The organism is Gordonia sp. CNJ-863 (genome assembly GCF_001942325.1).
GTDB classification, from domain to species: domain Bacteria; phylum Actinomycetota; class Actinomycetes; order Mycobacteriales; family Mycobacteriaceae; genus Gordonia; species Gordonia alkanivorans.
In genome coordinates this window covers 25320-51155 of sequence record NZ_MKKG01000022.1, presented here as the reverse complement: position 1 = coordinate 51155, position 25836 = coordinate 25320, and the positions used below count along the sequence as shown (strand labels likewise).

Below are 25836 nucleotides of genomic sequence, written 5' to 3'. Positions count from 1 at the left end.
GACCGGACCAGGTGACGACTCCGCCGACCGGTCGCCGTAGGCTGAGACCCAACCGCGAGCGGGCTGAAGCCGGTGAGATTCCGGCGCGGTCGCGCCACTGTGAAGGGTCCCGGTAGACGCCGGTGCCCCAGCCAGACCAGTCCCTCGCACACACCCGACACTCCGGGCGCGACAACCCGGCGAGGAGACACGATGATCCTGCTGTTCTCGACCTCGGACACCGATCTGCTGACCGCGGCGGCCGCCGGCGAGGCGAACCCGGAAGTGGGGTTCCGCGGCGCGAATCCCGCACGACTGCTCATCGACGAGATCCCGGCACTGGCCGCCGACGCCGACCTGATCGTCGTCCGCATCCTCGGTGGAACGCGTGCCTGGGAAGAGGGACTCGCCGCGGTCGAGGCGACCGGCAAACCGCTGGTGGTGTGTTCCGGCGAGCAGCAACCGGACCCGGACCTGATGGCCCATTCGACGGTGCCGGCCGGTGTGGCCGCCCAGGCCCACGACTACCTCGCCGCCGGCGGCGTCGCGAACATCGTCAACCTGCATCATTTCCTCTCCGACACCGTGCTGTTCACCGGATACGGCTTCGAGCCGCCGCAGCAGACCCCGGCGTGGGGAATCCTGGAGCGCGCGCAGCGGGAGAATTCCGATGCACCGACCATCGCGGTGCTCTACTACCGCGCCCAGCACCTCGCCGGGAACACCCGCTACATCGACGCGCTCTGCAGCGCCATCGAGGAGCGAGGCGCCCGGGCGCTGCCGATCTTCTGTGCGTCCCTGCGTACCGCTCCCGACGACCTGATCGAGCTGCTCGGCACGGTCGACGCTCTCGTGGTCACGGTCCTGGCGGCCGGCGGCGCGACCCCGGCGACCGCATCGGCCGGCGGCGACGACGAGGCGTGGAACATCGAACGGCTTGCCGCACTCGACATCCCGATCCTGCAGGGCCTGTGCCTCACGGGTTCCCGGGCGGACTGGGAGGCGAGCGACGACGGTCTCTCACCGCTCGATGTCGCAACGCAGGTGGCGGTGCCGGAGTTCGACGGCCGGATCATCACCGTCCCGTTCTCCTTCAAGGAATTCGACGACGACGGCCTTCCCTGGTATCGGCCGGATCCCGAGCGCTGCGCCCGCGTGGCGGGCATCGCGGTGTCGCATGCACAGCTGCGCCGAACTCCGGCCGCCGACAAGCGCATCGCCGTCATGCTGTCGGCGTATCCCACGAAGCACGCCCGCATCGGCAACGCCGTCGGCCTCGACACCCCTCGGAGTCTGCTGCGTCTGCTCTCGGCCCTGCGCGCGGCCGGTTACGACATCGGACCGGAATCCGGTCCCGGTGCGATACCCGGTTTGGCAGAAGACGATTCGGATGCGCTGATCCACGAGATCATCGCGACGGGCGGTCAGGACCCGGATTGGCTGACCGAGGAAACCCTCGCCGCCAACCCGATCCGCCTGCCCGCCGCGGAGTACCGCGACTGGTTCGAGACGCTGCCGGAAGAACTGCGCAACGGCGTCGTCGAACACTGGGGCGAGGCACCCGGCGAGCTGTTCGTCGACCGGTCGAACAATCCCGACGGCGACATCGTCATCGCTGCACTGACTTTCGGCAACATCGCGATCATGGTGCAGCCGCCGCGCGGGTTCGGCGAGAACCCGGTGGCGATCTACCACGACCCCGACCTGCCGCCGTCGCATCACTATCTGGCGTCCTACCGGTGGATCGCCGCCCGACACGCAACGGGGCAGGCCGGTTTCGGTGCGGACGCGATCGTGCACGTCGGAAAGCACGGCAACCTCGAATGGCTGCCGGGCAAGAACCTCGGCATGTCCGCCAACTGCGGAACCGACGCCGCCCTGGGCGATCTCCCGCTCATCTACCCGTTCCTCGTCAACGACCCGGGGGAGGGGACCCAGGCCAAGCGCCGGGCCCACGCGGTGCTCGTCGATCACCTGATCCCGCCGATGGCGCGCGCCGAGTCCTACGGCGACATCGCCCGCCTCGAGCAGCTGCTCGACGAACACGCGAACATCTCCGCCCTCGACCCGGCGAAGCTTCCGGCGATCCGCCAGCAGATCTGGACGCTGCTCACCGCGGCGAAGATGGACCACGACCTCGGACTGACCGAACGCCCGGACGAAGAGGTCTTCGACGACATGCTCCTGCACGTCGACGGCTGGCTGTGCGAGATCAAGGACGTCCAGATCCGCGACGGCCTCCACGTCCTCGGCGAGGCCCCCCGCGACGACGCCGAGGTCGACCTCGTCCTCGCGATGCTGCGCGCCCGTCAGCTGTGGGGCGGAACGTCGGCGTTGCCCGGACTCCGTGAGGCACTGGGCCTTGTCGAGGACGGCACCGCCGAACGCGGGACCGTCGACACCGTCGAGGCGCAGGCCCGTGAACTCGTCGCCGCATGTGCCAAGGACGACTGGTCGGAGGCTGCCGTCGCCGAGGCCACCGCCGGATTGCCCGACGCGGTCGCCGACGTCCTGCGTTTCGCCGCCGGCGAAGTCGTCCCGCGTCTGCGGCAGACCACGGGGGAGGTGCCTCGCGTGCTGCACGCCCTCGACGGCGGCTTCATCCCCGCCGGCCCCAGTGGCTCTCCGCTGCGCGGACTGATCAACGTGCTGCCGACCGGCCGCAACTTCTACTCCGTCGACCCGAAGGCCGTGCCTTCGCGGCTGGCGTGGGAGACCGGACGCGCGATGGCCGACTCACTGCTGGAACGCTATGTCGCCGACCACGGCCACCACCCGGCGTCGGTCGGCCTGTCGGTGTGGGGGACCAGCGCGATGCGCACGTCCGGTGACGACGTCGCCGAGGTCCTCGCACTGCTCGGCGTCATGCCGGTGTGGGACGAGATGTCACGCCGCGTCGTCGATCTCGAACTCATCGACCTCGCCGAACTGGGCCGTCCGCGTATCGACGTCACGGTCCGGATCTCCGGGTTCTTCCGCGACGCCTTCCCCCACGTGGTGGCGATGCTCGACGACGCGGTCGCCCTCGCCGCCTCAGCCGACGAGCCCGACGACCAGAACTTCGTCGCCGCCCACGTCCGCTCCTCGATGGCCGATCACGGCGACCGTCGCCGCGCCGTCACCCGGGTCTTCGGTTCCAAGCCCGGAACCTACGGCGCAGGGATCCTGCAGCTCATCGACTCCCGCGACTGGCGCAGCGACGAGGACTTGGCTCGGGTCTACACCGAGTGGGGCGGCTACGCCTACGGGCGCGGACTCGACGGCGTGCCCGCGGTCGACGACATGCGCGCGGCCTACAAGCGGATCGCGGTGGCCGCGAAGAACACCGACACCCGCGAACACGACATCGCCGACTCCGACGACTACTTCCAGTACCACGGCGGCATGGTCGCGACCGTCCGCGCGCTCACCGGAACGGCACCCGAGGCGTACATCGGTGACAGCACCCGGCCCGACTCCGTTCGCACCCGGACGCTCTCGGAGGAGACCGCCCGCGTGTTCCGCGCAAGAGTCGTCAACCCGCGCTGGATCTCGGCGATGCAGCGCCACGGCTACAAGGGCGCCTTCGAGATGGCCGCGACCGTCGACTACCTCTTCGGTTACGACGCCACCACCGACGTCGTCGCCGACTGGATGTACGAGAAGCTCACCGAGTCCTACGTCCTCGACGAGACCAACCAGGAGTTCATGCAGCAGTCCAACCCGTGGGCACTGCACGGCATCGCCGAACGACTGTTGGAAGCCGTCGAACGTGACATGTGGCACGAACCGCCCGCCGACCTCCTCGATCAGCTGCGCAACGTCTACCTGCAGACCGAGGGCGACATCGAGGCCCGCGGCGAAGACTGAACCCCGGGAGAAAAATCGCCACCTCGTTCGTTGGTCCTGCAGACCCTGACGTCGAGGGTGCCCACAAGGCACCGAAAGACAGGTGAGACGACCATGGCACTCCGCTACTTCGCCGTGTACGCGCTGCTGGAGATCGCCGCCTTCGTGGCGATGGCGGTATGGCTCGGGTTCGGCTGGGCCGTGCTGATCAGCATCGCGGCCGGCGTCCTGGGGTTCCTGACGCTGCGCTGGCAGGGCCGCAAGGTGTTCGGCGAGTTGCGCCGCGCCGCCAACAACGAGGTCGACGCACGGGCGCCGCTGGCCGACACCGCGCTGGTCGCCGCCTCGACGATCCTGCTGGTCATCCCGGGTGTCGTCTCGACTCTCGCCGGCATCCTGCTGCTGTTCCCGCCGACCCGCAAGGTGTTGCGCCCGGTCGTGGTGGCCGTGGGCGCGAAGCGGATGGCGACCGCGATGGACCGCGCGGGCCTGTACGCAACCGGCGTCTACGGCAGCCGAATCCGCGGTGGCGGCGTCCCCGGTGGTGGGACCGTCGTCGACGGCGTGGTTGTGGAGTCCGACACCCCCGGAACCGGCTTCGGCCCAGGAACCACACCGATGACCACCCCGCAGCTGCCGCCCACGCGCTGACCTGGGCACGCCCCGCCCGACCCCTCCCGGCCACATTCACTCACGGCAAGGCAGACTGAACGATCGTGGCAACCCAACTGCTTCTCGGCGGTGCCGTGTACTCGGCGGCCGCCCCCGACGCGACCGCGATGGCCATCACCGATGGGGTGGTGGTGTGGGTCGGTACCGATGACATCGGCCGGGCTCTCCACCCGGATGCGGAGATCGTCGACCTGAACGGGCTCTTCGTCAGCCCGGGTTTCGTCGACTCGCACGTGCACCTCACGTCGACCGGTCTCTCGCTCGACGGTCTCACCCTCAACGAGGCGACGAGCCGGACGCACTGCCTGCGTCTCGTCGGGAAGGCGGTGGCCGACGACGCCGCCGCCGGCCACGACGAGGGCGACCTGCTCTGGGGTCTCGGCTGGGACGACTCGACCTGGGAGGGCCCCGAACCCGAGGACGGCCGGTTCCCGACGACCAGCGAACTCGACGCCGTGGTCGGTGGCCGCCCGGTGTACCTGGCCCGCGTCGACGAACACTCCGCGGTCGCCTCGACGGCACTCCGTCGTCTCGTCCCGGAACTCGCGGGCGCCGTCGGCTACCACCCGGAGGAGCCGCTTGTCGCCGAGGCGCATCATCTCGTCCGCGGTGCGGCCCGCCTCCTCGTCACCGCCGCACATCGTGAACGGGCGCAGCGTCGTGCGCTCGACGTGGCCGCCGCGCACGGTGTCGTCGCAGTCCACGAGAACGGCGGCCCCGACATCAGCGGTATGGACGACTTCCTGGCCATCGCCGACCTCGACCACCCCGTCGAGATCCGCCGCTACTGGGGACAGACCGTCACCGACGCCGACCACGCGGCCGAGCTCATGACCATCACCCGCGCCCACGCCCTCGGCGGCGACCTCTTCATCGACGGCGCGATCGGGTCGCACACCGCGTGGCTCAACGAGCCGTACACCGACGCCCCGGACACCCGCGGCATCAGCTACCTCGACATGGAGACGGTCCGCGATCATCTCCGCGGCTGCACACTGGCCGGTATCCAGTCCGGTTTCCACGTCATCGGTGATGCCGCCACCGGTGCCGTCGTCGCCGCGCTCACCGAACTCGCCGACGAGCTGGGCACCCCGGCGATCGCCCGCTGCGCACACCGGCTCGAGCACGCCGAGATGGTCACCGCCCGCGACGCGGAGGTCCTGGCGCGCTGCGGCGTCATCGCCAGCATGCAACCGCACTTCGACGCCGAATGGGGCGGCGAAGGCGACCTCTACGACGCCCGACTCGGCAAGGCCCGCGCCGCAACGCTCAACGACTTCGCGATGCTCGCGAAAACCGGTGTGGCACTCTCGTTCTCGTCTGACGCTCCGGTCACGCCGATCGATCCCTGGTCGACGATCCGGGCCGCCGTGCACCATCATCAGCCGACCAACGCGATCTCCGCACGCGGCGCCTTCGCAGCGGCAACCCGCGGCGGCTGGCGCGCCGGCGGCATCAACGACGGTCTCACCGGCACCCTGACACCCGGCGCACCAGCGAGCTACGCCGTCTGGGAGGTCGACGACCTCGTCGTCGCCGGCTCCCACGACAAGGTGCAGCGCTGGTCCACCGACCCGCGTTCCCGTGTGCCCGCCCTGCCGGACGTCTCCCCGGGAGCCGAACTGCCGCGGTGCGTCCGGACCGTGCACCGCGGACAGGTCCTGTACGACCGGGCCGTCGGGTGAACGCCACCGACACGATGACGTCCGCCGAGGAGACCGAGGCGCGTTCGCGTCGCTTCACCCTGACCTGGGACTGGAGTCTCCGCACCCTGGCCGCGATCGTCGCCGGTCTGGCGATGTGGGCGGCCTTCCCGCCCCGCAACTGGTGGTTCCTCGCGGTCTTCGGGCTCGGCGTGCTGTTCACCGCCCTGTACGTGCGGCGCCCGCGGGTGCGCACGGGTGCATGGGTCGGCTTCGTCTTCGGGCTCGCCTTCTTCATCCCGCTGCTGCCGTGGATCGGCGTCTATGTCGGGCCGCTGCCGTGGCTCGCATTGTCGGTGCTGCTGTCCGGGTACCTCGCCCTGTTCGGCGCGATTGCCACCCTGACCATGCGACTCCCGGTCCCGCCGGTCTGGTTCATGGTCTCCTGGGTGCTCGTCGAGGCCCTGCGATCGGCGTTCCCGTTCGGCGGGTTCCCTTGGGGGAGAGCCGCTTTCAGTCAAGTCGACGGCCCACTGCTACCACTGGCCTCCGTGCTGGGCGCCCCCGGGCTGTCCGCCGGCGTGGCGTTGTTCGGCGCGTCGGTCGCCTGGATGCTGATCATCCTGGTCTCCGCCTATCGCCGATCCGCCCGATCGGCGGCGGCGCTCAACGGTGACCAGCCCTCGGGTTTCGTGCGGGTCGCGACCCTCGCCGTCGCCATCGCGCTGCTCGCACCCGTGGCGGCGATCGCCCTCACACCGGCCACCATCGACCGCACCATCTCGTCGGAGTCGGTGCACATCGGGGCGGTCCAGGGCAACGTGCCCCGACTCGGCCTGGACTTCAACGCACAGCGTCGTGCCGTGCTCGACAACCATGTGCGCACCACCATCGGCTACGCCCAGGCGATCGACGCCGGCCTCGCCGCCCCGCCCGATTTCGTGCTGTGGCCGGAGAACGCCTCGGACATCTCGCCGCTGGACAACGCCGACGCCGCCGCGGAGATCACCGCCGCCTCCGAGGCGGTCGGCGCCCCGATCCTCGTCGGCACCCTGATCCGCAACTCCGACGGCCGCCCCACGAACTCGGTGCTCGTCTGGGACGGCGCGAAGGGACCTGTCGACCGCTACGACAAACACATCGTGCAGCCGTTCGGCGAATACCTGCCCTGGCGCCCGTTCTTCCGTCTCTTCTCGTCGTATGCGGACATGGCCGGCAACTTCAAGCCGGGCACCGGTCCCACCGTCGTGGACGTGCCCGGCCGCTCGGGTGAGGTCACGGTGGGAGTCGCGACCTGCTGGGAGGTCGCCTTCGACCGTGCGGCGCGCCAGTCGATCCGCGACGGGGCGCAGATGCTTTTCGTCCCCACCAACAACGCGACCTTCGGCCGCACCGAGATGACATACCAGCAGCTGGCGATGTCGCAGGTGCGCGCCGTCGAACACGGACGTGCTGTGGTCGTCGCCGCGACCAGCGGTGTGAGCGCGATCATCGACGCCGACGGCTCGATCACCGAACAATCCGGCGTCTTCTCCTCGGACGTGCTGACCAGCACCCTCCCGCTGCACAACGGAACGACCCTCGCGACCCGCCTCGGGATGTGGCCCGAGGCCCTCGCGATCGTCGTGGCGGTGGGTGGTCTTTTGTTTGCGCTGGCCTCGCGTACTAGGTTCACACTCAAGCCACGCAGGGACGCCGCACGGGCGTCCGGTGACATTTAAGGAGCTCGATGGCATCGGGGATTGACGCCTCGGCAGGACAGCGGCAGTCAGGCGACGCGCCGCAGCCGGTGGTCGGCGCCGACGGAGCGGGCGCACTGGTCGTCGTGCCGACGTTCAACGAGCGCGACAACCTGCCGGTGATCGTCGAACGCCTCCAGGCCGCCCTGCCCGGCGTGCACCTGCTGGTGGTCGACGACTCCAGTCCGGACGGCACCGGCGAGGTCGCCGAGAAGCTGGCCCGCCAGGACGCCGAGGCACACGCCGAGAAGGGCGAGGAGTCGGGTCGCATCCACGTGCTGCACCGCGAGGAGAAGGACGGCCTCGGCAAGGCCTACCTTGCCGGTTTCGCGTGGGGCCTGAGCCGCGACTACCCGGTCATCGTCGAGATGGACGCCGACGGCAGTCACGCCCCCGAACAGCTGCACCGCCTGTTCGACGCCATCAACGACGGCGCCGACCTCGTGATCGGATCCCGGTACGTTCCCGGCGGCAAGCTGGTGAACTGGCCCAAGCACCGTGAGTTCCTCTCGCGCGGCGCCAACACCTACGCCCGCGTCGCTCTCGGCGCCAAGGTGCACGACATCACCGCCGGCTTCCGCGCCTACCGGCGCAGCGTGCTGGAGAAGATCCAGCTCGACACGGTCGAGTCGGCCGGTTACTGCTTCCAGATCGACCTGGCCTGGCGGACCGTGCGGGCCGGGTTCGATGTCCGCGAGGTGCCGATCACGTTCACCGAACGTGAGCTGGGCGTGTCCAAGATGAGTGGTGGCGTCATGTCGGAGGCCTTCACGATGGTCGCGCGCTGGGGCATCCAGAGCCGCCTCGAGCGCCTGGGCCTCGTCAAGAACTCCTAGCTCGGCATACACATACAGACCGGCCCGGCAGGTGTTCCTGCCGCGGTCTGTATGTCAAGCGGTCGGGCTCAGTGCGAGATGCCCTTGCGACGTTGTTTCAGGAGGTCGAGGCGCTCGTTGAGAAGCACCTCGAGCTCTTCCTCGCTGCGACGCTCGAGCAGCATGTCCCAGTGGGTGCGCGGCGGCTTCGTCTTCTTCTCCTCGGGCTCTGCGCCCTCGAGGATCGTGCCTTCCATACCGTTCTTGCACGGCCACTTCGACGGCACCTCGGCGTCGTCGGCGAAAGGCACGTCGAAGATCTCACCGTTGTCGGTGCGGTACTGGACGATGCGACGTGGCGCGAGGTCGTGGTCGCGATCGGTCTCGTAGCTCACCGCGCCGAGGCGGCTACCCCGAAGTACTCGATCTGCCATGAAGGGTTCCTCTCAAAGCTTCGTCAGATTCTCAGTTTGCCGGATCTATCAGCTGTGTTCACGCGGCGTTCACCATCGAACGCAGCCAACTGAGTCGTCAACAGGAACATTCTACGCGCATTCCTCCCGGTGGCTCGCCACCGCCGACGACCCGTGTTGCCGGTGGCGGCTGCCGGACGTGCCGTGCCGGTCTCCGGGCGTCCGATCGGGGTACCGTCTCCGATGTGGAACAGGTCTCCCATCACCGGCGCCGCCCGTACAACTGTGCCTGGTGCGGCTCGATGATGGTCGACTCCGAACTCGGCCGGCGCCGCAAGTACTGCAAGCGTTCGTGCAGGCAGCGCGCCTATGAGCAGAGAACGCTCCTCGAGGGCACGTCCATTCCCGCCGACGCCGTGATCCTGTCCGCGGCCGAGGCCGCGGACTTCGGGGACCGGATGTTCGCCCTCCGCTGCGCCGCGGAGGACCTCGGCACCGCGGTCGCCGAACGCGCCGACCACGATGTCCTGGCAGAGCTGACCGACACCCTGCTCGAACTCGCGAAGGAAGCCGAGAAGCTGCGGTGATCACGCGCATCTTCGGCCTGTCCGCCGTCGTCTCGGTGGCGGCGCTGATCGTCGCCTATCTCTACCTCGGCTGGACCGGGCTCGCGCTGTGCGCCATCCTCGGCGTGCTCGAGGTGTCGCTGTCGTTCGACAACGCCGTCATCAACGCGACCATCCTCGAGCGGATGTCGGAGTTCTGGCAGCGCATGTTCCTGACCGTGGGCGTGCTCATCGCGGTCTTCGGGATGCGTCTGCTGTTCCCGCTGTTGATCGTCTGGATCACCGGCGGCCTGAATCCGGCCGAGGCGCTGCGGTTGGCCACCAACCCACCGCCGGAGGGGCAGACCCACTTCGCCGACGGCCAACCCAGCTACGAGACGATCCTCACCGAGGCGCATCCGCAGATCGCCGCGTTCGGTGGCATGTTCCTGTTGCTGCTGTTCCTGAACTTCGTGCTGACCGAGCGGGAGCGCACCTGGCTGACGTGGCTCGAGCGCCCACTGGCCAAGATCGGCAAGCTCGACCAGCTACCGGTCGTGCTCGCGTCGACCGGCCTCGTGCTCTGCGCGGAGTACCTCGCGTCCGACGACATCAGGGCCACCGTCCTGATCGCCGGGATCCTCGGCATGGTCACCTACATCACCGTCGACGGACTCAGTTCGCTGTTCATGTCCGACGGTCCGGAACACGACGAGCCGGGTCCGACCCGAGCGACCAGGGCGACCGGCAAGGCCGCGTTCTTCCTCTTCCTCTACCTCGAGGTGCTCGACGCGTCCTTCTCCTTCGACGGCGTGATCGGCGCGTTCGCGATCACCTCTGACCCGATCATCATCGCGCTCGGCCTCGGTTTCATCGGCGCGATGTTCGTCCGGTCCATCACGATCTACCTCGTGCGTACAGGCACGCTGGGGGAGTACCGGTATCTCGAGCACGGAGCGCACTGGGCGATCGGCGCGCTCGCCGTCATCCTCCTTCTGGGCGTGGAATTCCATATCGACGAGATCGTCACCGGCCTCGTCGGAGTGGCGTTCATCGGTGCCTCGCTCGCGAGCAGCATCCGGGCGAATCGACGCGACTCACGACGCCCGAAAACCCCGTCTTCGGTGAACGCCTGATGCCCCGATCGGAAGCGTTCGACGGGAATTCATGACCTTCCGGTGAACGTTCTGAGACACATTCGAATCACCCTGGGTCACTTGCTCCCGACTGTCGGTCGACAGGTGTACAAAGGACTCCGTCGGTGACGTGCGTCACGCACGATCCCGGGATTGCGCGACCGGGGCGAGGTGCCCCGGCACTACTTCGCAAACAGCACGCAGTTGGAGGTGGAATGAACGACAGGCAGCAGCAGATGATCCAGTTCGAGAAGTACTGGTACCCGCTGGGCGGTGGGTCGTCGAAGCAGATCATCGAGGAATTCGGGCTGTCTGATCGAGATTTTTTCACCGAGCTCAACCGGATCGTCGACGCCGATCCGCCGGAGGCCCTGAGCGCCGCCGAGCTACGCCGTATGCGTGAGGTCATCCGCCGTCGTCTGTGGATGGCCCGCTAGTCACGCGCCGGGCGCGGTTCTGCCGACGATCCGCGGTGAGGGGATAATCGATCCGTGCCCTTCTCCGACGACGATCTCGAATCGTTTTACCGCGAGATCGAGGCGCGGACGGCTTTCCACGAGCTGATGCACCGGCGCCCCGCGGCGCGAGCGGAGCGTCGGATCGAGACAGCCGAGTGTCCGACACCGGACAAGCTTCCCTTCTCGTCGCCGGCCGATGCGCTCGACGGCATCGACCGCATCAAGCGGCGAGCGCTGGGCACCCTGTCACTCCGCTACTACGAGTGCATGTGCGGTGCCTGGCACATCACCAGCTCGGCGCGGCTGACGTACCGACCCACCCCGCCGGCACCCCGTAGGCGGAAGGGTAAGAAGAAGCGGTGATCCCGCCGAACCCGTTCCCGACCGCGATCGTCGAACTCGCCTGCGCCGACCCCGCACTCGCCGCCCGTACTCACGCGAGCCTTCTCGGTCTCTCCGGTACGCCCGATGCCGATTCGCCGGCAGTGGTTCTCGGGAACACCGAGCTCCGGTTGCGTCAGGCACCCGCCGGGGATGCTGATGCCGAAGCCGATCACCGGGTGTATTTCACGGCCGACGACCTCCCGGCGATGCACCGGCTGCTGGTCCGACGCGGCTTCCCCGTGGTCGAGTCGACGCTCGGGGTGTTCGGCGAGACGGCCCCGCTCGGTGTCGCCGCCCGTGAGGCCGTGGGGGAGTCGACACATGCCGGGGACGTGACGGGGATGGACCACCTCGTTTTCACCTGCGACAACCGCGATCGGGCGGTCGCGCTGTTCGGCGGCGTGTTCGGCCTGGACTTCCGGCTCGACCAGCCGATCGGCGACAACGCCCGGCAGCTGTTCTTCCGCGCCGGCGACCTCATCGTCGAGGTTGTCACCGCCGTGACCTCGACCGAGCCGCCGACCCCCGCTGCGACCTCGCTGTGGGGTGTCGCCTGGCGGTCCACCGACGTCGAGGCGACCCACGCGCGCCTGTCGTCTTCAGGCATGGCTCTCAGTGAGATCCGCAAGGGCCGTAAGCGGAGTACGCGTATCTTTACGATCCGCGAACGAGTTCTCGGTACCCGCACTGTCGTCATCGGACCGGACGCCTGATGACGCTTCGTTCATACCTGGCGAGGGTGGTCGTTCAAACTGCGACCGACATCATTCAACCCACAGTTTCCAACCTGGAGGAGGTGTAGGCCACGCGGGATCCGGCTGCCAGTCGGGGCCCGGAGTCCAGCCCGTGGGGGGAGATGGCCAGGTTGGTGGAGGGTTGAACTTCAAAGCTCTTAACGGGGGAGTGCACTCCGTACGGACCTCTGGTGTACTTCCGGAGTGCGCAAGTAGCCGGGACGGTGCATCGGCGGGAGCGTGATCCTGGCCTGTGCCGAAGGACGAGTAGCCAGGAATGTCGACCGTTGTGAACTCAAACTTTTTCGGAACGGGCAGCTGCTGGAGTTCACGCAGAGACTGAAGTTGCCGCACTGTCGAGGGCTCCTTCGGGGTCGTCGAGGCCAATTGATACGCAGCTATCCGTTGGACCAAAATCGTCGCCAGGGAAGCAGCTTTCTCCCGTTTGTCGAAGATCATCTCGAATACTTTGAGGCCCTCGTGGTCTTCGTAGAACACGCGCAGTATCTCGTAGGTGAGCCAGTTTTGCTTCGTGGTGAACTCGAGCATGCAGACCCATGGAAACCGAATGTGGCCAGCCGTAGCGGTGCGTGGCGGTCCGCCTTCTGTCTGAAGGTCCGGGCACGCGTAGGCCAGACGAGCTTCGGTGACGAAGACGGCGATGTTGTCGTCGGACATCCAGCCGGTGCGCTCTTCGGACGGCTTACCACCGTGGTTGTAGATCTTGTAGTCGGTCACATCGGTGGCGAGAAGTGGGCCGATGACTTCGCCGTCAAGATGGTCGAACCGGATCGCCAGGTTCGTGTCGACTGCGGGCCAAGACCAGTCCTCGGGATCGTTCGGTGCGTGTGTGCCGACGGTTCCGTGCTCTGTCTTCGGTGGATCGGCCACCTCTGGCGGCTCCGTGCAATCAGACGGGGGGACGTCTACCGGAACGTTCAGTCCTGAAGACGGCACATACAGGGGGCGAACTCCTCTCCGGCCCCAGCAACAAAACTGTCGCAAGGGATGTCGCAGTCGGTGAACTGGCCCGGGTCCGCGATCTCGGCGGGCCCGGAGGCGAGAAAATCGGTCAATCCTGTACGACCGGGTTCGTCTTTGGGTTCGCGGTCACTCAGCCGGTATCGGGCGATGTTCTGGGCCAGAGAGAAGGCGATGGCGGACGCGTCTTCGCCCTTGTCGAAGATGAACTCGGCGTAGCGGCCCGGACCGTCCGGATCGGTGTAGTAGATCCGGATCGCTTCGTCAGAGGCCCTACCGGTCTTTCGCTTGAACTGGACGCACCAGGCCCACGGATGGCGTAGCTGTCCGACTAGTGCTGTGCCCCGCGAGCGACTTGCTGCTCTCCGTCTGCTCACTGCATTGGCCACAGCGGCGGTGGTGACGCCGACGATGATCCCCGCAGCGTCCAAACCGCCACCGGACCATCCGCCACCCTTGTCGTACTTCCGACACACGAAAACGAACCGAGACTCGGTTGTGTAGCAGTAGATCTGGGTGTCCTTGAGTTCGCATTCCTTTACGTACTTGTTCTTGCGCGGGTCACGGATCATCTCCGAGACGGCGGTGGCGAGGTGAGGCCCTGCGACTTGCCCATCGATCTCTTCCCACCGCAGCGTCAAGTCGTCGTCCAATGCAGGGTATGACCATGTATCAGGCAGACCAGGTTCTTCGACGACGAACAAGTCGTAGCCCATTTTCTGTGCTCCCTCGGGGTTGCAGTACTCGCTGTTCGAGGCTGCGGTGACGGCCGACCACCACTGCCTCCCCCCGACATTCCTTGTTGATCGCGGACGGTAAAATGCCGCACGATCGGTAATCCGACGTCGTCGTTGTCAGAATCGCGTGATTCGGTAGATCAACGCTCCCTCCCGGTCGTAGACGCTAGCCGAGTCGGCATCGATGAATTCGACGGAGTAAGTCGCCTTGTTGGAGGCCTGTCGGACGATCAATCGGTACCGGCCGGCGGAGTCGGGGGCGGTCGACAGAGCGCAGTACATCGGCCCGCCTATGTCGAAAGGTTCCCCGTTGACGTAGTACGCGTTATCGCAGCGCCCATCGCTACCGAAGGAAATGGTCTGACCATCGGAAGCCGTCCAAGTGCCTGTCAGGGTTCGGGGATCGGTGGGAGTCGTGGGGGTGGCAGCCTGTTCCGTCTCGGTCGGGATCGCATCCGCCGTTTCGATCGGTTCGACTGCTGGAGTGGTGGCCGGTATCCCGGCGTCCTCGGAATCGCCTGATGAGCAGGCCGTCGGAACTACGACGAGGATTGCTGCGATGCCGACCGCGATAATGCCTGGGGTGAGTGGTCTCGGCATGCTCCGGTCCCTCCGTGTGGCGAGAGAAGACGATTGCGAAGTCTACGGGGAACCGCGCGGGCTGACGTCGGATCTTGCCTGGTGATGCAATTTTAATACCCGGACTGCACGAGGCGCCTCGACGTCGCGACCTGCTCGCACCCGATGAGAGGGAAGAATCAAGTTCTGAGGGTTGATCCTCCTCGGTCTCCGACTCGTCGACTGCGAGGGCGGCGAGTCGGTCGGCTCGTACCGGAACACGAGTGTTCCGGACAACACTCCTGTCCGGGTGGGATTCCAGACGCGGCTGGGTTAATCTGACTACGAATGTTGTCGAAAGACACGCTGTCGAAAACGACGTTGGGGGCACCATGACCGCGGTACACGACGAACCGACGACCGCCGCACTCGAGGACACCGATCGGCTGATCAACCACCGTGACGACGAGATCGAGCTGATCCCGCCGGATTCGCTGACCGCGCAGCTCACCGGGCTCTACACGTTCCTGCCGATCAACGGCGCGGCGTTCGTGATGCAGGTGATGCACCCGGTGATCGGTGACGTTGTCGACAAGTTCTCGGTGTTCCGCACGGACCCGGTCGGGCGGGCGATCCGGTCCGCCGACTCGGTGCTGCGCTGGACCTACGGCGGTCAGGAAGCCATCGCCGAGGGGCACCGACTGCGGAAGCTGCACCAGCCGCTGCAGATGCGCAACGCCGAGGGCAAGCACATCAGTGCGCTCAACCCGGAGGCCTACGCGTGGGTCATCGCAACCGCGCTCCCGACGATGACCACGGCTGCGCCGCTCGTCCTCGGTCGTGAGTTCACCCTCGAGGAGCGCAAGGAACTGCTCCGCGACAACCGACGCATCGCGAAGATCGTCCAGGTCCCGATGAAGGGTTACCCGGAGACCCTCGAGGAGTTCGAGGAGTACTTCGACGACTTCGTCGAGAACAAGCTGGTCCGTCACCCGGTGGCGATCGAACTCATCGAGCAGATGCGTGCCGCCCCGCCGGTGCCGAAGACCGTTCCCAAGGCGCTGCGCCCGGCCGTGAAGAAGGTTGCCGCCACCGCATCGGTCCTATTCCAGGACTTCAACTACCTCACGACCGTCGGCGTCATGGATCCGCGCGTGCGTGAGATCCTCGGGCTGACCTGGACCACCGAGGAGCAGCGCCACCTCGAGAAGATCCACCGTCGCCTGCGGTTCGCCTACCGCACCCTGCCCGAGCGTGCGACCTACTTCCCGCTGGCCTACCACGCCCGTCGCCACCACGACGCGATCCAGGCCATGAAGAAGCGTGAGAAGCAGAGCGCCGCTTACCAATACGCCGCCAAGTAGCTCCGCTCACCGGTCGCTCACGATCTCCGTTCCCGCTCACGCGGACATCGTGAGCCGGTACGGAGATGATGAGCGATCCGGCTCACAGATCAAGGACCCCGACGACGTACTCGCCGATCGCCAGGCACGAGGTGATGCCCGGCGACTCGATGCCAAACAGGTTGACCAGCCCGGCGTGCCCGTGTGTGGCCGGCCCGTGGATGGTGAAGTCCGCGGTCGCCTCGCCGGGGCCGCTGGTCTTGGGTCGGATGCCTGCGTACGCGGGAGTCAGTGCGCCCGAGGGCAATCCGGGCCAGTATCGGCGGATCGATCCCTCGAAATCGGCCACGCGTGTCTCGTCGACCGAGTAGTCGAGCTCGCCGTCGAGGTCCCCGTCCACCCACTCCACGTCCGGGCCGAAGCGCGCCGCACCGGCGAGGTCCATGGTGAAGTGCACACCCAGTCCGCCGTCGACCGGCACGGGATAGACCAGGTGCTCGAAAGGCGCTCGTGCACCGGACAATCCGAAGTAGTTGCCCTTCGCCAGGTGGCGCGGCGGGATCGGACCGTCGAACCCGTCCAGGGAGTGGGCAAGGTCCCACGCACCCAGCCCGGCACAGTTCACGAGCATCTTCGCCGACGCCGAGCCGGCCTCCGCAGTGTCGACGGTGACTCCGCCGCTGTCGACGTGCCCGCCGATCACCCTGCTGCGCAACGCCACTGCGCCGCCTGCGGACTCGAGGTCCCGTCGCAGAGCCCGGACCGTGCCGTCGACGTCGACGATCCCGGTCGACGGCGACAGCAGCGCGGCCACACCGTGCACATCTGGTTCCAGTTCGTGCAGTTCGGCACCGTCGATCCGTCGCAGATCGGCGACACCGTTCGTCAGTCCGTGCCGGAGCAGTACGTCGAGCCGGTCGGTCTGGGCGTCGTCGGTGGCCACGATCAGCTTGCCCGGGCGACGCCAGGAGACGCCGTGCTCGTCGCAGTACCGGGTGAGGAGTTCACGACCCCGCACGCACAACCGCGCCTTCAGACTGCCCTCGGGATAGTAGATCCCTGCGTGGATGACCTCCGAACTCCGCGAGGTCGTCTGCGTACCGACCGAGTCGGCCGCCTCGACGACGATCACCTCGCGCCCGGTCGAAGCCAGCGCATGAGCCACGGCCAGACCCACGATGCCGCCGCCCACCACCAGGCAATCGGTCCGTTCCACCGGGTTCTCCCTTTTCCTCGCCCATCCGATCATCCCGGTACAGATCGAGGTCTCGGGCACACTGGGCTGATGCGGCACTCTGATGTTCTCGCGATCGTGCAGGCCGGTGGGCGTGGTTCCCGGATGGAGGTGTTGACCGATCGACGGGCCAAACCGGCCCTGCCGTTCGCGGGGAACTATCAACTCATCGACTTCCCGCTGTCGAACCTGCACCACAGTCACGTCGACGACGTCTGGCTGTGCGTCCAGTACGAGGCGGAGACGCTGACCCAACTGGTCGCCGGCGGGCGCCCCTGGGACCTCGACCGCACGAGCGGCGGACTGCGGATCGTCATTCCCGAGCAGACCGACGCCCCGGAGACCGAGGACGGCTTCGCCACCGGCAACGCCGACCTTCTCTACCGGATCCGCGACCGCATTGCCGAACACGGACCGGCCGAGGTGATCGTCATGAGCGCCGACCACGTCTACGATTTCGACTTCCGCGACGCCCTCGACACCCACCGCAGCCGCGGCGCCGAATGCACCATCGTCACCACGACCTGTTCGCTGGAGGAGGCGTCCCAGCACGCCACGGTCACCTCCCGCCGCGACGGCACCGTCCGCGAGTTCCGCTACAAGCCCGACCGTGCGACGACCCGCACGATCGCCACCGAGATCTTCATCTACGACCCGCAGGTGCTCATCGAAGGACTCGAAGGCCTGGTGCGCGAGACGACGGTGGGTTCGGCCGAGGACGACACCGGGCTCGGCGACTTCGGCGAACACCTCGTGCCGTGGTTCGTCGACCGCGGAAAGACGGTTGCGCACGCGATGTCGGGGTACTGGATCGACGCCGGCCGGCCGGAGACCTACCTGCAGGCACATCGGGATCTGATCGACGGCAGGATCGACGTCTTCCGCGCCGAGCGACCGGTCCTGACGAACCAGCCGCAGCGCGCCGCGGCCCGGATAGAAACCGGGGCGGTCGTCGAGGACAGCCTCGTCAGCAGCGGCGCCCACGTGTGCGGAACCGTGCGACGCAGCGTCCTCGGACCGGGCGTGGTGGTGGAGAAGGGGGCCACCGTCGTCGACTCGGTTGTCTTCGCGGACTCCGTGATCGGCACCGGGGCGTCCGTGTCGTGGTCGATCCTCGACGAACGGGTCCGGGTGGGGCCGCGGGCGACGATCGGTGGCCATCCCCGAACCCGGCCGGTGCCGACCGAGAAGATCACGCTCGTGGGGATGGACACTCAGATCCTCCGGGGAGCGAAGGTCGCTCTCGGCGACCGCGTCGAATGTCACCGCCGGATCCGCTGACTGATAGCGTCGCGCGGGTGATCGAGACCGCGCGTACCTGGCGAGACCACGACCCGGATCCGGCGACCCGCGCCGAACTCGCCGGCCTCATCGAGGCAGCCGAATCCGGAGACGCCGCGGCCGCCGCCGATCTCGACTCCCGATTCCGCGGCCCGCTGACCTTCGGTACCGCAGGGCTGCGAGGCGAGGTCGGGGCGGGGGAGACCCGCATGAACGTCGCGGTGGTCACCCGCGCCACGTACGGCCTCGGCCGCCACCTCATCGAGACCGTCGGGCCCGATGCGCGCGCCGTCATCGGTTGCGATGCCCGGTACGGTTCCGATGCTTTCCTTGACGCCGCCGCCGAAGTCCTTGCCGCACAGGGCGTCACCGTGATGACGCTCCCTCGTCGGCTACCGACGCCGGTGACCGCGTACGCCACCCGCGCGCTCGACTGCGATGCCGGGGTGATGATCACCGCGTCGCACAATCCGCCTGCCGACAATGGCTACAAGGTGTACCTCGGTGGCCGCGCCACCGACTCTGCCGGTCGTGGCGTCCAGATCGTCCCGCCCGCCGACGAGCAGATCGCCGCCTTCATCGACTCCGCGCCGCCGGCTGACGAGATCACCCGCGACGCCGCCTCGGTCGTCGCCCTCGACGGTACGACTCTCGAGGCGTACATCGCCCGGGCCGCCGCACTCCGGCCCGGCACCGGCCCCAGCCCGGTGCGCGTCGTCCTGACCCCGATGCACGGCGTCGGCGGTTCGACGGCACTCGCCGTGTTGAGCGCTGCAGGCGTCACCGACGTCCACGTCGTCGGCGACCAGTTCTCTCCCGACCCCGATTTCCCGACCGTCCCCTTCCCGAACCCGGAAGAACCCGGAGCCCTCGACCGTGCTCTCGATCTCGCCCGCCACGTCGACGCACATGTGGTGATCGCCCTGGACCCAGACGCCGACCGCTGCTCGGTCGCCACCCCCACCGACGACGACTGGCGCCAGCTCACCGGCGACGAGATCGGTTGGCTGCTGGGCGAACAGGCCGCCCGCGACGCCGGTCGCAACGGGAACACGCTCGCCTGCTCGATCGTGTCGAGCCGGCTGCTGGGGAAGATCGCCGGCCATCACGGACTTCGGTTCGCGGCGACCCTCACCGGCTTCAAATGGATCGCCCGGACACCGGATCTGCGATTCGGCTACGAGGAGGCCATCGGGTACTGCACCGACCCGGAGGCCGTGCGCGACAAGGACGGGATCTCTGCAATGGTCCGGGTCATCGGTCTCGTCGAAGAACTCGCCGCCGACGGCCGCACACTCGTCGACCTCCTCGATGACCTCGCCCGACGCCACGGCCTCCACGCGACTGCCCCGCTGACGATTCGCGTCGACGACGTCGCCGAGATCGGACAGATGATGGACCGGTTACGCACCACGACGATCGACGCACTCGCCGGCTCCCAGGTCGTCGAGGTCCTCGACCTCGCCACGGGTTCCGGCGACCTTCCGCCCACCGATGCACTCGTCCTCCGCACGGCCACCGACGACCGGGTCATCGTGCGGCCGTCGGGGACCGAACCGAAGCTGAAGTGCTACCTCGAGGTCGTCCTCGATTGTGCGGACACCGAGGTCCCGCACCTCCGCGCCGCCGAACGGCTCCAGGAGCTCAGCGCCGACATCGCCGCAGTTCTGCGCGGCTGAGTGGGCCCCGCGCGCCGGTTGACGATCTACGATCGACGGGTGCCCCGATCCGATTCCGACCAGCGGTTGCGTGACCTGACCCTGCTCCGCCAGGTCCGTGACCGGATCGACCGTGAGTACGCGCAGCCGCTCGACGTCGAGGCGCTGGCGCGGGGCGTCAACATGTCGGCCGGGCATCTGAGCCGCAAGTTCCGTCAGACCTATGGTGAGTCGCCGTACTCCTACCTGATGACCCGCCGCATCGAGCGGGCGATGACGCTGCTGCGCCGGGGCGATCTCAGCGTCACCGAGGTCTGTTTCGAGGTCGGCTGTTCGTCCCTCGGGACGTTCAGCACGCGGTTCACCGAGCTCGTCGGGGTACCGCCGAAGGTGTATCGCGAGCAGTCCGCCGATGCCACCGACGGAATCCCTGCATGCATGGCCAAGAACATCACCAGACCGATCAGGAATCGAGAAGCGCAGCGGGGGTGAGGATGCCTAGCCTGACATCCATGAACATCAGCATCCAGTACGCATTCCTCCCACACACCGATGGCGAAGCAGCTCTCGGCTTCTACCGCGACATCCTCGGCTTCGAGGTCCGCAAGGACGTCGGATACGAGGGCATGCGTTGGCTGACGGTCGGCCCGCCGAATCAGCCGGGCACGTCGATCGTGCTGTACCCGCCGGCCGCCGAACCGGGCATCACGGACGCCGAAAGGCAGACCATCCTCGAGTTGATCGCCAAGGGCAGCTACGGCGCGCTCACCCTCGCCACCGAGGACCTCGACGGACTGTTCGAGAAGCTGCAGGCCAGTGGCGTCGACATCGTGCAGGAGCCGATGGACCAGCCTACGGCGTCCGCGACGCCGCGGTGCGGGACCCTTCCGGCAACCTGATCCGTATCGACCAGGCGGCCTGAAAGGTGTGCGGCGCCGGTCGATTGCCGCCACGTGAAGCGCTCGCCGGGGGAGTTGCCGAATCACCGATGACTCTCCTGGTTGGATCGAGTCAGACCAGTACGACAACGGAAATCCTGCCCGATCACGACGATGGCTGCGCACCGAGACGCGCCGCCGCGATGGAGACACGATGAGCCCTGCCTCGCGCACGAAGTCGACGCCCCGATCCGCCCCGGTCGACGAGTACGACACCCATCCCGCCGACACTCACGACCGCATCCGGGTGCACGGGGCCCGCGAGAACAACCTCAAGAACGTCGACGTCGAGCTGCTCAAACGGCGGCTGACCGTGTTCACGGGTGTGTCGGGGTCCGGCAAGAGCTCTCTGGTCTTCAGCACGATCGCCGCCGAATCGCAGCGTCTGATCAATGAGACGTACAGCGCCTTCGTGCAGGGCTTCATGCCGTCGATGGCCCGGCCCGATGTCGACGTCCTCGAAGGACTCACCACGGCGATCATCGTCGACCAGGAACGCATGGGCGCGAACGTGCGGTCGACGGTCGGCACCGCTACCGACGCGAACGCGATGCTGCGAATCCTGTTCAGCCGCTTGGGGAAACCTCACATCGGTTCGCCGCAGGCGTTCTCGTTCAACGTCGCGTCGATCAGCGGCGCGGGTGCGGTCACCATTGAGAAGGGCGGCCAGAAGGTCAAGGAGCGCCGCAGCTTCTCGGTCACCGGCGGCATGTGTCCGCGCTGTGAGGGCCGCGGCGATGTCTCCGACTTCGATCTGACCGCGCTCTACGACTCGTCGAAGTCACTCAACGAGGGCGCCCTGACGATCCCCGGTTACACGATGGACGGCTGGTACGGGCGGATCTACCGGGGCTGCGGCTACTTCGACCCCGACAAGCCGATCGCCAAGTACACCAAGAAGCAGCTCAACGACCTGCTCTACAAGGAACCGACGCGAATCAAGGTCGACGGCATCAACGTCACCTTCGAGGGTCTGATCCCCAAGATCCAGAAGTCGATGCTGAGCAAGGACCGCGAGGCGATGCAGCCGCACATCCGCGCCTTCGTCGACCGCGCCATCACCTTCCAGACCTGCCCGGACTGTGAGGGCACCCGACTCACCGCCGAGGCCCGGTCGTCGAAGATCAATGGCATCTCCATCGCCGACGCCTGCTCGATGCAGATCAGCGATCTGGCGCAATGGGTCGCCGAACTCGACGAACCGTCGGCGGCGCCCCTGATCAAGTCGCTCCGCGAACATCTCGACGCATTCGTGGACATCGGCCTGGGCTATCTGTCCCTCGACCGCCCGGCGGGAACGCTGTCGGGCGGTGAAGCCCAGCGCACCAAGCTGATCCGTCACCTCGGATCGTCGCTCACCGACGTCACCTACGTCTTCGACGAGCCGTCGATCGGATTGCACCCTCATGACATCCAGCGCATGAACGACCTCCTCCGCGCGCTGCGGGACAAGGGCAACACGGTGCTGGTCGTCGAACACAAGCCCGAGGTCATCGCCATCGCCGATCGCGTCGTCGACCTCGGTCCGCGGGCCGGCACCGACGGCGGCGAGATCGTCTTCGAGGGCACGGTGGAGCAACTGCGCTCCGCCGACACCCTCACCGGGCGTCACCTGGACGACCGTGCATCGGTCAAACCCAACGTCCGCACACCCAGCGGTGCTTTCGAGGTCCGCGGCGCGAACATGCACAACCTGCAGAACGTCGACGTCGACATCCCGCTCGGTGTCCTGGTCGTGCTGACCGGCGTCGCGGGGTCGGGCAAGAGTTCGCTGATCACCTCGTCGGTCGCCGGCGCCGACGGCGTGGTCTCGATCGATCAGACGGCGATCAAGGGTTCGCGACGCTCCAACCCGGCCACCTACACCGGACTGCTCGAACCGATCCGCAAGGCGTTCGCCAAGGCCAACGGCGTCAAACCGGCTCTGTTCAGCGCCAATTCGGAGGGCGCCTGCCCGAACTGCAACGGCGCGGGTGTCGTGTACTCCGACCTCGCCATGATGGCCGGCGTCGCGGCCCCGTGTGAGGTGTGCGAGGGCAGGCGTTTCCAGGCCGAGGTCCTCGAATACACCCTCGGCGGCCGCAACATCAGTGAGGTCCTCGAGATGTCGGTGGCGCAGGCCGAGGAATTCTTCGCCGATGGTGACGCCAAACTGATTGCAGCGCACAAGATCCTGCGTCGCATGGTCGACGTCGGCCTTGGCTACATCAAGGTCGGTCAGCCGCTGACGACCCTGTCCGGCGGCGAACGCCAGCGTCTGAAGCTGGCGACGCACATGGGGGAGAAGGGGGACGTCTACATCCTCGACGAGCCGACAACCGGTTTGCACCTCGCCGACGTCGAACAGCTCCTCGGGCTGCTCGACCGGCTCGTCGACTCGGGTAAGTCGGTGATCGTCATCGAGCATCACCAGGCGGTGATGGCGCACGCGGACTGGATCATCGATCTGGGCCCCGGTGCCGGCCACGACGGCGGTCAGATCGTTTTCGAGGGGACTCCGGCGGACATCGTCGCCGATCGATCCACCCTGACCGGACAGCATCTGGCCGAGTACGTCGGAGCCTGATTGCCCGGCGTTCCGTCCTGCCCAGCGCCACTGCCGGGCAGGACGGAGCCCGTGGGCTCGCAGTGTTCACACTGTGTACTTGTCAAAGATCGAATGCGGTCCCGGCTCTGTGCTCGTATGCCGGGTGCGAGAAGGTGCTACGCGAAAGCTGGCGTCATGCGGCGTCGTCGAGGCGCATGGTGCGGCGGTTGTAGGCGGGGCAGGGCCGACGCTGCGGGTCGATCTCGACGGGCGGGACGAGCCACGGGTGTCGATCGAATCCCATGACGACGTCCCATCCGTGGTGATGAACCTGGGTATGGCAGCGCTGACACAGCAGGCAGCCATTGTCGAGATCGGTGTTTCCGCCGTCGCTCCAGTGCTCGACGTGGTGCACCTGCGTATGAGACGGCGGTGCACCGCATTTGATGCAGAACTCATCGCGGATGATGATCGCTCGTCGCAGGTGGGCCGGGAACAGGCGCTGCTCACGGCCCATCTGCAGCGGCACGGTCTCGGCGTCGATGACGATCTCGGAAACCGAGCCGTCGCAGGACAACTGTCGCGCGGTCGCGTGCGTGACCGAACCCGTCCACGGCAGCGCGGCGGGATCTTCACCGTCCGCCGGGATCGTCAGCACGATCTGGGTATGTGGCGACCCCGCGCTGTCGACGGATGCGCCGAGAGCTGCCTGGTCCAGTAGTAGTTCGAAAGCGTCGGCCCGGCGTTGTTCGGCCGATCGTCGATCGTCCGCGCCGTCCGGCTCTGGGCGAGGTGCCGCACGCTCGTCGATCATCGCTGCGAACTTCTCACCGATCACCTGCGTGACATTGGCGCGGATGTCGATCCGAGCGTCATCCGTCACGCTGTGATTGAGCGTGTTCAATGAGCGATCGTCGGATGCGGGAACGCCCGTGTCCACTGACTCGGCGACGTCGTTGCCGATCCGCCGGGCGAAGGTCTGGACCTCGGCGGGCGTCGCTCCCGACAGGGCTTGGCTGACGAGCTGGGACTCGAATTCGGCCCGATCACCGTCGGAGAGGCCGTCAGGCGAGCGTTTCTCGATGAGTGCGACCCCGCTGACGACGGCATCGACGACCTCGACCGACAGTCGCCCATCCGCAGCGTGTCCGACCACCTTGCCGAGGCCGTACAGGCCAGCGAGGATGCGCATGAGCCGGGAAGCTGCGGATGGTGGGAATCCCATCTCGATCAGCAGTCGCTTGGTGGTGGAACCGGATCTTTCCGCCAACTGACTCTGGCCGAGTTGCGCTGTGTGACAGACGATCTTGTGGTCGACGACGTTGCGCATCTGTCGCAATGAATCGATTTCTTCGAATGTTGCTCTCCCAGAGGGGTCGTCAACCGGAGGGGTGATCGCGATGAGCTGGTCGAGGAGGGAGTCGAGCTTTGCCATGACCCCAATGTACTCGAACATACGTTCGGGTACCAGGTTTCTCCACAGCCGTTCGGAACGTCAGAAACGCGGAGTTGCAATATCTTTCACATTCGTTAACTGCATCGTCGTCTCTGGTGATCAACAGTCACAGGCGTTACGCAATGCGGACGAAGAGGGGTGGGTTTGTCTTTCTTCTTGGCTCATTCTCTTCTGGCTGCTCGGTGACGAGGTGGACTCGCGGAACTATCCGGTCGACCGAGGCGACCGCCCGGCGTTCATCTCACACGCACCCAAGGCGGTTGTGAGATCACCGTTACGCAGCCCTTGCGGCGCGACATTCTGGACGCAACGCCGTGGCCGGAGAGTCTTCGCATGGACAAACAACTATTGGAAGAAAGCCTGACCCTCGTCGATCTACCCGATTCCGGTCTCACCGTCCGGTTCTACGAGATCCTCTTCGAGCGCTATCCCGGTGTGAAACCGATGTTCCAGCGGGACACCCGCGTCCAGGCTGAGATGCTGCGCACCGCCGTCGTCTCGGTCCTCGACCATCTCGAGGACGCGGCGTGGCTGACGACCAACCTGCACGCCCTCGGCAAGCGGCATGCGAGCCTCGGCGTCACCAGGCCGATGTACAGCGCGGTCGCCGAATGCATGATCGCCGCCATGGGTGAAATCGGCGGTGAGTCGTGGACGCCGGCGATGACCTCGGCGTGGGAGGAAGCGTTGGGCGCGGTCGCCACGATCATGCTCGACGGCTATCCCGACGAAGCCACGTCGGAGACCGCTGAAGAATCCGGCGCTGCCTGAGCCCTG

The 25836-nt window shown here is 67.0% G+C and carries 22 protein-coding genes, 1 pseudogene and 1 riboswitch; of the genes and pseudogenes, 17 read left to right on the top strand and 6 right to left on the bottom strand.

Annotation, left to right across the window (positions count from 1 at the left end):
• Nucleotides 1–11: 11 nt before the first annotated feature.
• Nucleotides 12–139, top strand: a riboswitch (cobalamin riboswitch).
• The 5 genes from cobN to BJF87_RS12100 all read left to right on the top strand — a co-directional run bounded on the left by cobN (nucleotide 100) and on the right by BJF87_RS12100 (nucleotide 8697).
• A complete protein-coding gene (gene cobN / locus BJF87_RS12120; RefSeq protein WP_262338956.1) occupies nucleotides 100–3828 on the top strand; it encodes a cobaltochelatase subunit CobN in 3729 nt (1242 codons plus the stop codon). Its footprint overlaps the riboswitch before it by 40 nt.
• 93 nt (nucleotides 3829–3921) lie before the next feature.
• Nucleotides 3922–4458 (top strand): FxsA family protein, encoded by a 537-nt coding sequence (locus BJF87_RS12115; protein WP_006360377.1) that lies wholly within the window; start codon nucleotides 3922–3924, stop codon nucleotides 4456–4458.
• A 65-nt stretch (nucleotides 4459–4523) separates the two neighbouring features.
• Complete coding sequence (locus tag BJF87_RS12110) at nucleotides 4524–6164, top strand: amidohydrolase (RefSeq protein ID WP_075863254.1); 1641 nt, start codon at nucleotides 4524–4526, stop codon at nucleotides 6162–6164.
• Nucleotides 6161–7843 carry an apolipoprotein N-acyltransferase gene (gene lnt / locus BJF87_RS12105; protein ID WP_035751606.1) on the top strand — a complete coding sequence of 561 codons (1683 nt, stop codon included), beginning with the start codon at nucleotides 6161–6163 and terminating at the stop codon, nucleotides 7841–7843. The genes BJF87_RS12110 and lnt overlap by 4 nt, the downstream gene beginning before the upstream one ends.
• An 8-nt stretch (nucleotides 7844–7851) precedes the next feature.
• The gene (locus tag BJF87_RS12100) at nucleotides 7852–8697 is read left to right on the top strand and encodes a polyprenol monophosphomannose synthase (protein WP_035751607.1); all 846 of its coding nucleotides are present in this window, start codon (nucleotides 7852–7854) and stop codon (nucleotides 8695–8697) included.
• A 68-nt stretch (nucleotides 8698–8765) separates the two neighbouring features.
• On the opposite strand, the gene BJF87_RS12095 is transcribed toward BJF87_RS12100, so the two are convergent.
• Nucleotides 8766–9110, bottom strand: a complete 345-nt coding sequence (locus BJF87_RS12095) for an RNA polymerase-binding protein RbpA (RefSeq protein ID WP_006360373.1) — start codon at nucleotides 9108–9110, stop codon at nucleotides 8766–8768.
• 281 nt (nucleotides 9111–9391) lie between these two features.
• Here BJF87_RS12095 and BJF87_RS12090 point away from each other — a divergent pair, with 281 nt between their 5' ends.
• The 5 genes from BJF87_RS12090 (at nucleotide 9392) to BJF87_RS12070 (ending at nucleotide 12325) form a co-directional block, all read left to right on the top strand.
• Entirely contained in the window at nucleotides 9392–9676 is a 285-nt protein-coding gene (locus BJF87_RS12090; protein ID WP_005199987.1) for a hypothetical protein, read from the top strand.
• The gene (locus tag BJF87_RS12085) at nucleotides 9673–10770 is read left to right on the top strand and encodes a DUF475 domain-containing protein (protein WP_035751608.1); all 1098 of its coding nucleotides are present in this window, start codon (nucleotides 9673–9675) and stop codon (nucleotides 10768–10770) included. The genes BJF87_RS12090 and BJF87_RS12085 overlap by 4 nt, the downstream gene beginning before the upstream one ends.
• Before the next feature lie 215 nt (nucleotides 10771–10985).
• Nucleotides 10986–11207, top strand: coding sequence for a DUF3263 domain-containing protein (locus BJF87_RS12080; protein WP_006360370.1), 222 nt, complete (start codon nucleotides 10986–10988; stop codon nucleotides 11205–11207).
• A gap of 54 nt (nucleotides 11208–11261) precedes the next feature.
• The gene (locus BJF87_RS12075; RefSeq protein ID WP_042376275.1) at nucleotides 11262–11591 is read left to right on the top strand and encodes a hypothetical protein; all 330 of its coding nucleotides are present in this window, start codon (nucleotides 11262–11264) and stop codon (nucleotides 11589–11591) included.
• Nucleotides 11588–12325 carry a VOC family protein gene (locus BJF87_RS12070; RefSeq protein WP_075863253.1) on the top strand — a complete coding sequence of 246 codons (738 nt, stop codon included), beginning with the start codon at nucleotides 11588–11590 and terminating at the stop codon, nucleotides 12323–12325. The genes BJF87_RS12075 and BJF87_RS12070 overlap by 4 nt, the downstream gene beginning before the upstream one ends.
• Nucleotides 12326–12376: 51 nt before the next feature.
• On the opposite strand, the gene BJF87_RS12065 is transcribed toward BJF87_RS12070, so the two are convergent.
• From BJF87_RS12065 to BJF87_RS25805, 3 genes are all read right to left on the bottom strand, one after another.
• A complete protein-coding gene (locus BJF87_RS12065; protein ID WP_075863252.1) occupies nucleotides 12377–13237 on the bottom strand; it encodes a hypothetical protein in 861 nt (286 codons plus the stop codon).
• A gap of 47 nt (nucleotides 13238–13284) precedes the next feature.
• Nucleotides 13285–14043 carry a hypothetical protein gene (locus BJF87_RS12060; protein ID WP_075863251.1) on the bottom strand — a complete coding sequence of 253 codons (759 nt, stop codon included), beginning with the start codon at nucleotides 14041–14043 and terminating at the stop codon, nucleotides 13285–13287.
• A gap of 138 nt (nucleotides 14044–14181) precedes the next feature.
• Nucleotides 14182–14664 carry a hypothetical protein gene (locus BJF87_RS25805; RefSeq protein ID WP_139319492.1) on the bottom strand — a complete coding sequence of 161 codons (483 nt, stop codon included), beginning with the start codon at nucleotides 14662–14664 and terminating at the stop codon, nucleotides 14182–14184.
• 350 nt (nucleotides 14665–15014) lie between these two features.
• Between BJF87_RS25805 and BJF87_RS12050 the strand changes: the two genes are divergently transcribed.
• Nucleotides 15015–15986 carry an oxygenase MpaB family protein gene (locus tag BJF87_RS12050; protein ID WP_075863249.1) on the top strand — a complete coding sequence of 324 codons (972 nt, stop codon included), beginning with the start codon at nucleotides 15015–15017 and terminating at the stop codon, nucleotides 15984–15986.
• Nucleotides 15987–16068: 82 nt separating this feature from the next.
• Here the strand turns inward: BJF87_RS12050 and BJF87_RS12045 are convergent, their stop codons facing one another.
• The gene (locus BJF87_RS12045; RefSeq protein WP_187346497.1) at nucleotides 16069–17181 is read right to left on the bottom strand and encodes an NAD(P)/FAD-dependent oxidoreductase; all 1113 of its coding nucleotides are present in this window, start codon (nucleotides 17179–17181) and stop codon (nucleotides 16069–16071) included.
• Nucleotides 17182–17250: 69 nt separating this feature from the next.
• Between BJF87_RS12045 and BJF87_RS12040 the strand changes: the two genes are divergently transcribed.
• The 5 genes and pseudogenes from BJF87_RS12040 (at nucleotide 17251) to BJF87_RS12020 (ending at nucleotide 23642) form a co-directional block, all read left to right on the top strand.
• Nucleotides 17251–18480, top strand: a complete 1230-nt coding sequence (locus BJF87_RS12040) for a glucose-1-phosphate adenylyltransferase family protein (protein ID WP_035751613.1) — start codon at nucleotides 17251–17253, stop codon at nucleotides 18478–18480.
• Complete coding sequence (locus BJF87_RS12035; protein ID WP_075863248.1) at nucleotides 18459–20159, top strand: phospho-sugar mutase; 1701 nt, start codon at nucleotides 18459–18461, stop codon at nucleotides 20157–20159. Before BJF87_RS12040 ends, BJF87_RS12035 begins: the two co-directional genes overlap by 22 nt.
• Nucleotides 20160–20198: 39 nt before the next feature.
• Entirely contained in the window at nucleotides 20199–20630 is a 432-nt protein-coding gene (locus BJF87_RS12030) for a helix-turn-helix transcriptional regulator (protein WP_040004352.1), read from the top strand.
• Between the two features lie 20 nt (nucleotides 20631–20650).
• Nucleotides 20651–21060: pseudogene (locus BJF87_RS12025) on the top strand (VOC family protein).
• Between the two features lie 170 nt (nucleotides 21061–21230).
• Entirely contained in the window at nucleotides 21231–23642 is a 2412-nt protein-coding gene (locus tag BJF87_RS12020) for an excinuclease ABC subunit UvrA (protein ID WP_075863247.1), read from the top strand.
• A gap of 154 nt (nucleotides 23643–23796) precedes the next feature.
• Here BJF87_RS12020 and BJF87_RS12015 read toward each other — a convergent pair whose 3' ends face one another.
• Entirely contained in the window at nucleotides 23797–25059 is a 1263-nt protein-coding gene (locus BJF87_RS12015) for an HNH endonuclease signature motif containing protein (protein ID WP_006360360.1), read from the bottom strand.
• 333 nt (nucleotides 25060–25392) lie between these two features.
• Here BJF87_RS12015 and BJF87_RS12010 point away from each other — a divergent pair, with 333 nt between their 5' ends.
• Nucleotides 25393–25830, top strand: coding sequence for a globin domain-containing protein (locus BJF87_RS12010; RefSeq protein ID WP_035751621.1), 438 nt, complete (start codon nucleotides 25393–25395; stop codon nucleotides 25828–25830).
• Nucleotides 25831–25836 lie beyond the last annotated feature (6 nt).

What these genes read in the sequence shown, in the direction of transcription:
- BJF87_RS12115 (WP_006360377.1), top strand. Translation starts at nt 3,922, where the DNA reads ATGGCACTCCGCTACTTCGCCGTGTACGCGCTGCTGGAGATCGCCGCC.
- BJF87_RS12100 (WP_035751607.1), top strand. Translation starts at nt 7,852, where the DNA reads ATGGCATCGGGGATTGACGCCTCGGCAGGACAGCGGCAGTCAGGCGAC.
- BJF87_RS12095 (WP_006360373.1), bottom strand. Translation starts at nt 9,110, where the DNA reads ATGGCAGATCGAGTACTTCGGGGTAGCCGCCTCGGCGCGGTGAGCTAC.
- BJF87_RS12090 (WP_005199987.1), top strand. Translation starts at nt 9,392, where the DNA reads ATGATGGTCGACTCCGAACTCGGCCGGCGCCGCAAGTACTGCAAGCGT.
- BJF87_RS12080 (WP_006360370.1), top strand. Translation starts at nt 10,986, where the DNA reads ATGAACGACAGGCAGCAGCAGATGATCCAGTTCGAGAAGTACTGGTAC.
- BJF87_RS12060 (WP_075863251.1), bottom strand. Translation starts at nt 14,043, where the DNA reads ATGGGCTACGACTTGTTCGTCGTCGAAGAACCTGGTCTGCCTGATACA.
- BJF87_RS25805 (WP_139319492.1), bottom strand. Translation starts at nt 14,664, where the DNA reads ATGCCGAGACCACTCACCCCAGGCATTATCGCGGTCGGCATCGCAGCA.
- BJF87_RS12050 (WP_075863249.1), top strand. Translation starts at nt 15,015, where the DNA reads ATGACCGCGGTACACGACGAACCGACGACCGCCGCACTCGAGGACACC.
- BJF87_RS12040 (WP_035751613.1), top strand. Translation starts at nt 17,251, where the DNA reads ATGCGGCACTCTGATGTTCTCGCGATCGTGCAGGCCGGTGGGCGTGGT.
- BJF87_RS12035 (WP_075863248.1), top strand. Translation starts at nt 18,459, where the DNA reads ATGTCACCGCCGGATCCGCTGACTGATAGCGTCGCGCGGGTGATCGAG.
- BJF87_RS12020 (WP_075863247.1), top strand. Translation starts at nt 21,231, where the DNA reads ATGAGCCCTGCCTCGCGCACGAAGTCGACGCCCCGATCCGCCCCGGTC.
- BJF87_RS12015 (WP_006360360.1), bottom strand. Translation starts at nt 25,059, where the DNA reads ATGTTCGAGTACATTGGGGTCATGGCAAAGCTCGACTCCCTCCTCGAC.
- BJF87_RS12010 (WP_035751621.1), top strand. Translation starts at nt 25,393, where the DNA reads ATGGACAAACAACTATTGGAAGAAAGCCTGACCCTCGTCGATCTACCC.